The sequence below is a fragment of the Xanthomonas hortorum genome (genome assembly GCF_040279205.1).
In the GTDB taxonomy this organism is placed as follows: domain Bacteria; phylum Pseudomonadota; class Gammaproteobacteria; order Xanthomonadales; family Xanthomonadaceae; genus Xanthomonas; species Xanthomonas hortorum_F.
Map to the genome: position 1 here is coordinate 1 of NZ_JBEOLS010000102.1, position 7,075 is coordinate 7,075.

General features: G+C 64.8%; 7 protein-coding genes and 1 riboswitch. Of the genes, 3 read left to right on the forward strand and 4 right to left on the reverse strand.

Translation table 11 applies throughout. The features are described from left to right. Window positions 1-127: 127 nt before the first annotated feature. The 4 genes from ABS769_RS21955 to ABS769_RS21970 all read right to left on the reverse strand — a co-directional run bounded on the left by ABS769_RS21955 (window position 128) and on the right by ABS769_RS21970 (window position 4,576). Window positions 128-715 (reverse strand): manganese efflux pump MntP, encoded by a 588-nt coding sequence (locus tag ABS769_RS21955; RefSeq protein ID WP_176341130.1) that lies wholly within the window; start codon window positions 713-715, stop codon window positions 128-130. 12 nt (window positions 716-727) lie between these two features. Beyond that, a riboswitch (yybP-ykoY riboswitch) is annotated at window positions 728-890 on the reverse strand. 115 nt (window positions 891-1,005) lie between these two features. After that, window positions 1,006-2,514, reverse strand: a complete 1,509-nt coding sequence (locus tag ABS769_RS21960; protein WP_317063300.1) for a S41 family peptidase — start codon at window positions 2,512-2,514, stop codon at window positions 1,006-1,008. An 82-nt stretch (window positions 2,515-2,596) separates the two neighbouring features. Continuing rightward, window positions 2,597-3,712 carry a helix-turn-helix domain-containing protein gene (locus tag ABS769_RS21965; RefSeq protein WP_317063301.1) on the reverse strand — a complete coding sequence of 372 codons (1,116 nt, stop codon included), beginning with the start codon at window positions 3,710-3,712 and terminating at the stop codon, window positions 2,597-2,599. 114 nt (window positions 3,713-3,826) lie between these two features. Then, window positions 3,827-4,576, reverse strand: coding sequence for an IclR family transcriptional regulator (locus tag ABS769_RS21970; protein WP_317063299.1), 750 nt, complete (start codon window positions 4,574-4,576; stop codon window positions 3,827-3,829). Between the two features lie 180 nt (window positions 4,577-4,756). On the opposite strand from ABS769_RS21970, the gene fucP reads away from it, so the two are divergent. Genes fucP through ABS769_RS21985 form a run of 3 tightly spaced genes read left to right on the forward strand, consistent with a single transcriptional unit; the run spans window position 4,757 to window position 6,666 of the window. After that, a complete protein-coding gene (gene fucP, locus ABS769_RS21975) occupies window positions 4,757-6,061 on the forward strand; it encodes an L-fucose:H+ symporter permease (protein WP_317063298.1) in 1,305 nt (434 codons plus the stop codon). Continuing rightward, complete coding sequence (locus ABS769_RS21980) at window positions 6,058-6,426, forward strand: L-fucose mutarotase (protein ID WP_317063297.1); 369 nt, start codon at window positions 6,058-6,060, stop codon at window positions 6,424-6,426. The genes fucP and ABS769_RS21980 overlap by 4 nt, the downstream gene beginning before the upstream one ends. A 54-nt stretch (window positions 6,427-6,480) precedes the next feature. Continuing rightward, window positions 6,481-6,666: a hypothetical protein gene (locus tag ABS769_RS21985; protein WP_317063296.1), complete on the forward strand. Its 186-nt coding sequence runs from the start codon at window positions 6,481-6,483 to the stop codon at window positions 6,664-6,666. The last annotated feature ends 409 nt before the right edge of the window (window positions 6,667-7,075 follow it).

The following is a 7,075-nucleotide window of genomic DNA, read 5'->3' on the forward strand; positions in this document are numbered from 1 at the left end:
AATTGGCGGCAAGCCGACTCGCGCGGGTAGAAGGGCCATGCCGGTTGGGAGCGCGGTGGCGGGCTTTGGGGCTTTAGGGATGAGGCTTCATCGCGCGCAAGCGCGCTCCTACGAAACAGCCCTGCGCTTACGCAGCGCCGCTCAGGTGTTCGTACAGGATGACGCTGCCGACAATTACCAAAATCAAACCACCGAGGATCTCGGCGCGCTTGCCGATCAGGTTGCCGAGCACGCGGCCCAGCATGACACCGGCAGTGACCATGCTGAAGGTGCACAGCCCGACCACTACCGCCACCACGCCGATATGCACGTCGAGAAACGCCAGGCTTACGCCAACCGCCATCGCATCGATGCTGGTGGCAAAACCGGTGGTGGCCAAGGCCAGCAACCCATGCCGTTTCGGCGTATCGGAAGACGCCTCGTCCACATCATCGTCCGGTTCCTGGCGCAGCCCGGCCACGATCATGTGCGTGCCCAATGCGCCGAGCAGTACAAAGGCGATCCAGTGATCGTAGGCAGACACATAGCTGGAGGCGGCGCGCCCCAGCAGCCAGCCGATCACCGGGGTGATCGCCTCGATGCAACCGAAGATCAACCCGGCGCGTAGCGCATCGCGCCACTGCGGCTTGCGCATCGCTGCGCCCTTGCCGATCGCTGCGGCAAACGCATCGGTCGACATTGCGAAACCGATCAACACAATGGAAAAAGGGGACATCGATATTCTCGGGTTGGGCACGGTCACAACGACATGCGCCCGCGCCAACCGTTGTTGTGCACGCATGCCGCTGGTCTCGCCAAACCGAAATTGGTTGCCTGCACCACGGCGCGAGGGCCGAGTATGTTGATGCAGGCGCTTCCGACGATGCAGAAGCAGGCTACTCCCCAAGGGGCGCGCAGTGTACCAACGCATGGCCGCGTTCGGTGCGCTTGCACTGCACGCGAAGGTCGGTCTGATCTTTATAGCCGTGGCTATGCGAGAGCGCTGCGGTGTATCTGCGCCTGCGCTTAAGGCATGCGTAGCAAGGTGCTGACGGCGTTCATTTCGACATCCCTGCCCTGTTGCAGATCTTCCGCGGTGATGGTTACCGGTACGTCGGGCAATACGCCGCGATCCGGTTGTGCGCTGGTTGGAAACTGTCCGACCAGCGGTAGGTCCACTTCGATTTGCGAGTTGGGCAAGTGCAGGAAAAAGAACGCGCTGCCATTGGTGCCGCGCAGGTTGCCGCCGGTGGGTTGGCCGACCAGGGTGGCCAACCCGCTGCGCTGCACTCGCTGTGCGAACGCGAAGGTGGCCGAGCTGTTTTCCGGGCCGATCAGCACAAACACCTTGCCGTTGAAAGGCGGCGCATGCGGTGTCGTGCGGGCTTGCGCATCTGCATCGGATGCAGGATTGAGCGTGTAAAAACGCGCGTCGTAGGCAACCGCACGCGTGCCCCAGTCGCGAAAGGACGCGTCCCAGGTGGTGACGTATGCCGCCAGTGCGTCGGGCAAGCGCCGGTAGCGCACCAGCGTGCGTATCTGCTGCGCCGCTCTCTCACGTGCGGACAGATACTCAAGCAAGACGCCGCCCACATCCAGCCCGCCCTCGTTGCCGCGCAGATCGATCACCAGCGCCGGAATCTCGCGCTCGGCCAGCGTGGTGAAACTGCGTGCCAGAAATGCCTGCCAGTCCCAGTCACTGTCGTACACCGCCCAGGTCGGCATCTGCAACACCGCCACGCCGGGTGTTGCCAGGTCCAGACGCCCTGGCGGCGCTGCACTGTCGTCGCTGCGCATGGGGATCATCGCGCGGCGTTGCGCTGCGCTGATGCCGTGGACGCGCAGCTCGCGTTCTTTTGCCGCCCCTGGCCCGCGCACGCGCAGCAACGGGTCAGCCGAAAGTTGCGGAAACAGCAGCGGCAGGTAAACGTCGAAGGCTTCGATACGTGCGAATCCTTGCACCTCCATCTGCGCGATACGCTTGCCATCGTTACTGCCGTCGGCGCGCGCCACGCTCATCAACGCGGCCAGGATCTGCGCCGAGGCAATGCCATCGATCGCCAGCACTTCCGTGCCGGGCACCAGGCTGGGCTGATCGGAGCCGTTGCGGCTGATGACCATCCGGCCCTGCAGCCAGCGGAAGTGGAAGGGTAACTGCCGGTCGTTGTCGAACAAGGCGTGCCGGACCGGTTCGGGTTGATTGAGGAAATTGGGAAAGCTATGGCCGCAACGCACGCTGGCGGTCAGGCGAGAGATGGCCAGGTAGGTCTGCGCGAGCGTTGCGCCGTTTTCGAGTTCGGCACGCAAGGCATCGAAGCGCTGCGTGATTTCCTGTTCGGTGGAGTAGCGATACAGACCCGGATGCAGCGCCACATAGGCGCTTTGCAATACATCGATATCGGCGAGCAGCGCCGGGCCTGCGAGCGGGCTGTCGCTGCGCAGCGTTGATGGCGGCGTTGTGGCCCCGCCGGCGCACGGTAACCAGATCGACAGCAGGATCAGCGACATAACGAGATGGCGCAGGCGCGGTGACATGGCGATTCCTTCTGAGAGAAGCCGCCAGCATGGTCAGGGCTGCCTCGGCGGACGACTCAAACACGCAATCGCTGAGCGATTTTCAAGCGATGCGACGTTGCGTGCGCCGGTAGTCGCTGGGTGTGCAGCCGACGCAGGCGCGAAACACCCTGTTGAAGCTGGCCTTGGAGCCGAAGCCGACCGCCAGTGCGATGTCGAGGATGTCCTGATCGCCGCCCAGCAGGCGCTGCGCTTCGGCGATGCGCAGCGTGTTGAGGAACGTGCTGAAGGTTTGCCCTAGCCCCTCGTTGAGCGCGCGCGAAAGATAATTGCTGTTGGTGCCCATGCGCCGCGCCAGCTCGGGCAGGCTGAGGTCCGGCTCGCGCCACCAGCCATGCGCGGTGACCTGCACTGCGACCTGTTGCCCCAGCGCATGCCAGTCCTTGTCCTGGACGGGAGCGGGCGCTGGTTCGCCTGCTCGGTCTGCTGGCGCATCGTGTGGCAGCACCGCATCGCGCGGCGGATAGTCGGCCCTGGCGTGGCGCCAGCCTTCCAGACCCAGGTAGTAGATCAGTGCGGCGGTGGCCAGATAGCGCGGAAACTCATCGACGTAGGACAGCCGATGCCACAGCCGGTCGCTGGCGGTGAAGCCCAGCCGTAACAGCACCAGCAACGCGGCGGCCAGCAGAAAGCCGCGCAGCCACGGCAGTCGCAGTTCCTCGCGCGCGCCGCTGTGATGTTCCAGCCAGCGTTGATAGGCCAGGTATTCGCGCCAGGCCAGCAGCAGATAGAACGCCAGCGAGGCCAGCACCAGCGCGTCCTGCAGCGGCGCGATCCAGGGCACGTGGACGGCAGCGTTCCAGGCCCATTTGCGTTGCAGCGGCCAGGTGAACAGCCACGTGTAGTAACCGCCCTGCAGCAGCGCCGGCAGCAGATGCAGCGCCCAACGAGGCGGCAAGTGCTGACGCGCCAGTTGGCGGACGTAGAGCCATAGCAGCGGCCCGATGGCCAGCTCCCAGAACAATGGTGCGTAGGTCAGATCCGGGTACGCATCGTAGGCGCCGGCATAGCCGAGCGTGTAGGGCGTGATCAGGGCGACCACCACCAGCAGCAGTGCGGCCAGGCAGCGGTTGGCGATGCGATTGACCGGGGCCAGCAGCAACAGGCTGGCGCCAAGCACGCCATGCGCGCTGCCGAGCAGCAGGATGGTGCTCCACATCCCGAACTTGATGCTGGACATGCGATCCCGCTTGGTCGATCGCGCCGAGTATAGGGGCGATCGGCGGCGGCCCGGGCGCAGGCGCGTTAGGCGCGGCGCTCCACTTCTACGCGACTAGTGCAGCTCGCTGGAAATCTCGGCGGTGGCCGCACACAGCGCCTGCAATGCCGCTTGCGGGCCAACCAGCTCAGGGCGCCGTTCGATGAAGGGCACCGTGAGCGTGTAGGTGGCGCTGCCGCGTTGCAGGATCGGCGCGGTCAGATCGACCACGCCTACCACCGCCTCGCTGGGTTGCATGGCGTAGCCATCGGCGCGTGCCTGCGCGGCGGCAGCCAGGAACTGCGCGCGTTCGAACGGCTCCTCGCTGGCATCGAGCATGTCGAGCCAGCGCGCCTGCACCTCCGGCTGCTGGAAGGCGTACAGCACCAGCCCGGAACTGGAATGGGTCAGCGGGCGGCGATGGCCCGGGCGCACCACCAGGCCCAGATCGCTGGGCACGTCCATCTGCGCGATCACCACGATCTGGTCGCCGGAGGGCGCCACCAGGTGGCAGGGCTGATAGATCGCATCGGCCAGCCGGCGCATCACCGGCAATGCCGCTTCGCTGATGCTCTGCACCTGCGGCTGCTGCATGCCGAGCATGAACAGCCGGTTGGTCAGCACATAGTCGCCTTCGCCGTCGCGGGTGAGATAGCCGCGCTCCTCCAGCACCTGCAGCATGCGGAAGATCTCTCCGCGTGAGCGGCCGATGCCCCGCGAGATCGCGCCCATGCTCATCGGCTGCGCCTGGCGGGCGAGCAGCTCCAGGATGTCCAGCCCCTTGTCCAGGGCGGGCGCGCGGTACTTGGCGGGTTCGGTGCTCATCCGTTTGCGGCTCCAGGCAAGGCTGCGGCGCGCCAGGGTACAGGCATCGCAGGCAGCGGTGAGGTATGGCGCTTGCGTGCAAATATAAACAAAGATTTTATATTTGCATGCCGCTGGCGTGCGCAGTACGCTCGCCGCACAGCAACGCAAGCGCCACAGCCTTGGGAGGGGATCGGTCGCATGCATCACAGTGACATTGCCGCGTCACCGCGCGGCAACCTGGCGCGTACCGCCATGGTTCCCCTGTTGTTGATCGTCAGCCTGTTCTTTTTGTGGGGCATGGCCAACAACCTCAACGACATCCTGATCAAGCAGTTCAAGAAGGCCTTCGAGCTCACCGACCTGCAGGCAGGCCTGGTCCAGAGCGCGTTCTATCTGGGCTACTTCGTGTTCGCCATGCCGGCGGCGATGTTCATGCGCCGCTACAGCTACAAGGCGGCGGTGGTGCTGGGCCTGCTGCTGTATGCGTGCGGCGCGTTCCTGTTCTATCCGGCTGCGCAGGTGCATACCTACTGGCTGTTCCTGCTGGCCTTGTTCGTGATCGCCAGCGGCCTGGCGTTTCTGGAAACCACCGCCAACCCGCTGGTGACCGTGCTCGGCCCGGCAGAGGGCGCGGCGCGGCGGCTGAATCTCGCCCAGGCGTTCAATCCATTGGGCTCGATCACCGGCGTGCTGGTCGGCCAGCACTTCATTTTCTCCGGCGTGGAGCACACCCCGGCCGAGCTGGCGGCGATGGCGCCAGCCGCGCGCGCGGCGTTCTTCGCCACCGAATCGTCTGCAGTGCAGAAGCCGTATTTGGTGATCGGCGTGGTGGTGGTGCTGTGGGCGATCCTGATCGCGCTGGTGCGCTTTCCCACCGGCGATGCGGGTGTGGGCGAGGCGGCGCCAAAGCGCGCGCGCTTTGGCGAGTTGTTGCGTAACCGGCTATTCGTGTTTTCGGTGGTGGCGCAGTTCTTCTACGTGGGTGCGCAGGTCGGCATCTGGAGCTATCTGATCCGCTATCTGCAGGACGCGGTGCCGGGCACGCCGGAAAAAAGCGCAGCGACGTATCTGACCATCTCGCTGGTGCTGTTCATGGCTGGCCGCTTCATCGGCACCGCGCTGTTGCGCTATCTGGCGCCGGCGAAGTTGCTGGCGAGTTTTGCCACGATCAATCTGGTCTTGTGTGCGGTGGCGATTGCGCTGCCCGGTTGGACCGGCCTGTACGCATTGGTCGCAGCCAGCGTGTTCATGTCGGTGATGTTCCCGACCATCTTTGCGCTGGGCCTGGATGGCATGCACGACGACGCACGCAAGCTGGGTTCGTCGCTGTTGGTGATGTCGATCATCGGCGGTGCGCTGCTCACTGCGGTGATGGGCGCGGTGTCGGACATGGCCGGTATCCATTGGGCGATGGTGGTGCCGGGCGGCTGCTTTGCGGTGATCCTGTTGTTCGCGTTGCGCGCGCGTCGCGCTGCGCCGGCGATTGCTGGGGCAGGCGCATGAGTGTGCGGCGTCTGTGCTACGTGCTGGATCTGCACGACGATCCGCAACTGATCGCCGAGTACGAGCGCTGGCATCAACCGACCCAGGTGTGGCCGGAAGTGGTGGCCTCTCTGCAACAAGCCGGCATCCTGGAGCTGGAGATCTTTCGCAGCGGCGATCGCTTGGTGATGCTGATGGAGGTCGGCGACGATTACGATCCGGCGGCCAAGGCGGCACGGGATGCGGCTGATCCGCGGATTCAGGCGTGGGAAGAGCTGATGTGGCGGTTTCAAAAGCCGTTGTCTGGCAGTGCGCCAGGGGAGAAGTGGCGCGAGGCCGGGCGGATTTTTGCGTTGAGTGAGGCGGTTGGTGTGGGGCGGGGTTAGGTTTCGCCCAGTCTGTTTCTGCGGATGGGTTGATTCCGCAGTAGGGCGTTGGTCTTGCGTCTCTTTGCCGCTGCCGCTGCTGCGCTGGCGCCGCGCATCGAACAGGGTGTTTTCTTGCAGGCGCATCGTGCGTTGTGCCTGCTGCGCAGCGAAAGCGTGACAGCAGCCAGCAACGAAGAATGCCCCGCCACTGCCTGTTCGCATGCGTGGTCCGCGCAGTTGCGCTGCGTGATGCATTGACGCTGGTGCCGCGCGGCTGGCAGATGCTACGCACGTGTATCGCAAACGCTCCAACCAAGAGCGGCTAACAAAACCTAGCGAGCGCTCGGCTGTCAGTGAGTGCGGTGGTTTTGTCGGCCGAATCTTGGTGGATGCAGTCAGAAGTCAGGCCGAACGCTGAGTCGGTCGAGGGCGCGGTGCCCTCACCGCTCGCGGGACACGCCGTAAACCCGTCCATGGGGGCTCGGTGGCGGCATCCATGCCGCCACACGGTCCCGCAAGCGGTGAGGACACCGCACCAGAGAGTTTGCTGATTGCTTGGAAAAGAGCTACGCGCACCGACCATCTCCACTGGTCCTTGCCCGCCCACCGTCGCGGGACCTTACGCGGCATGGATGCCGCGTAAGAGCCTACACGGACGTACTTGCGG

Coding starts and splice junctions, on each gene's coding strand:
- ABS769_RS21955 (WP_176341130.1), bottom strand. CDS start 715: ATGTCCCCTTTTTCCATTGTGTTGATCGGTTTCGCAATGTCGACCGAT.
- ABS769_RS21960 (WP_317063300.1), bottom strand. CDS start 2,514: ATGTCACCGCGCCTGCGCCATCTCGTTATGTCGCTGATCCTGCTGTCG.
- ABS769_RS21965 (WP_317063301.1), bottom strand. CDS start 3,712: ATGTGGAGCACCATCCTGCTGCTCGGCAGCGCGCATGGCGTGCTTGGC.
- ABS769_RS21970 (WP_317063299.1), bottom strand. CDS start 4,576: ATGAGCACCGAACCCGCCAAGTACCGCGCGCCCGCCCTGGACAAGGGG.
- fucP (WP_317063298.1), top strand. CDS start 4,757: ATGCATCACAGTGACATTGCCGCGTCACCGCGCGGCAACCTGGCGCGT.
- ABS769_RS21980 (WP_317063297.1), top strand. CDS start 6,058: ATGAGTGTGCGGCGTCTGTGCTACGTGCTGGATCTGCACGACGATCCG.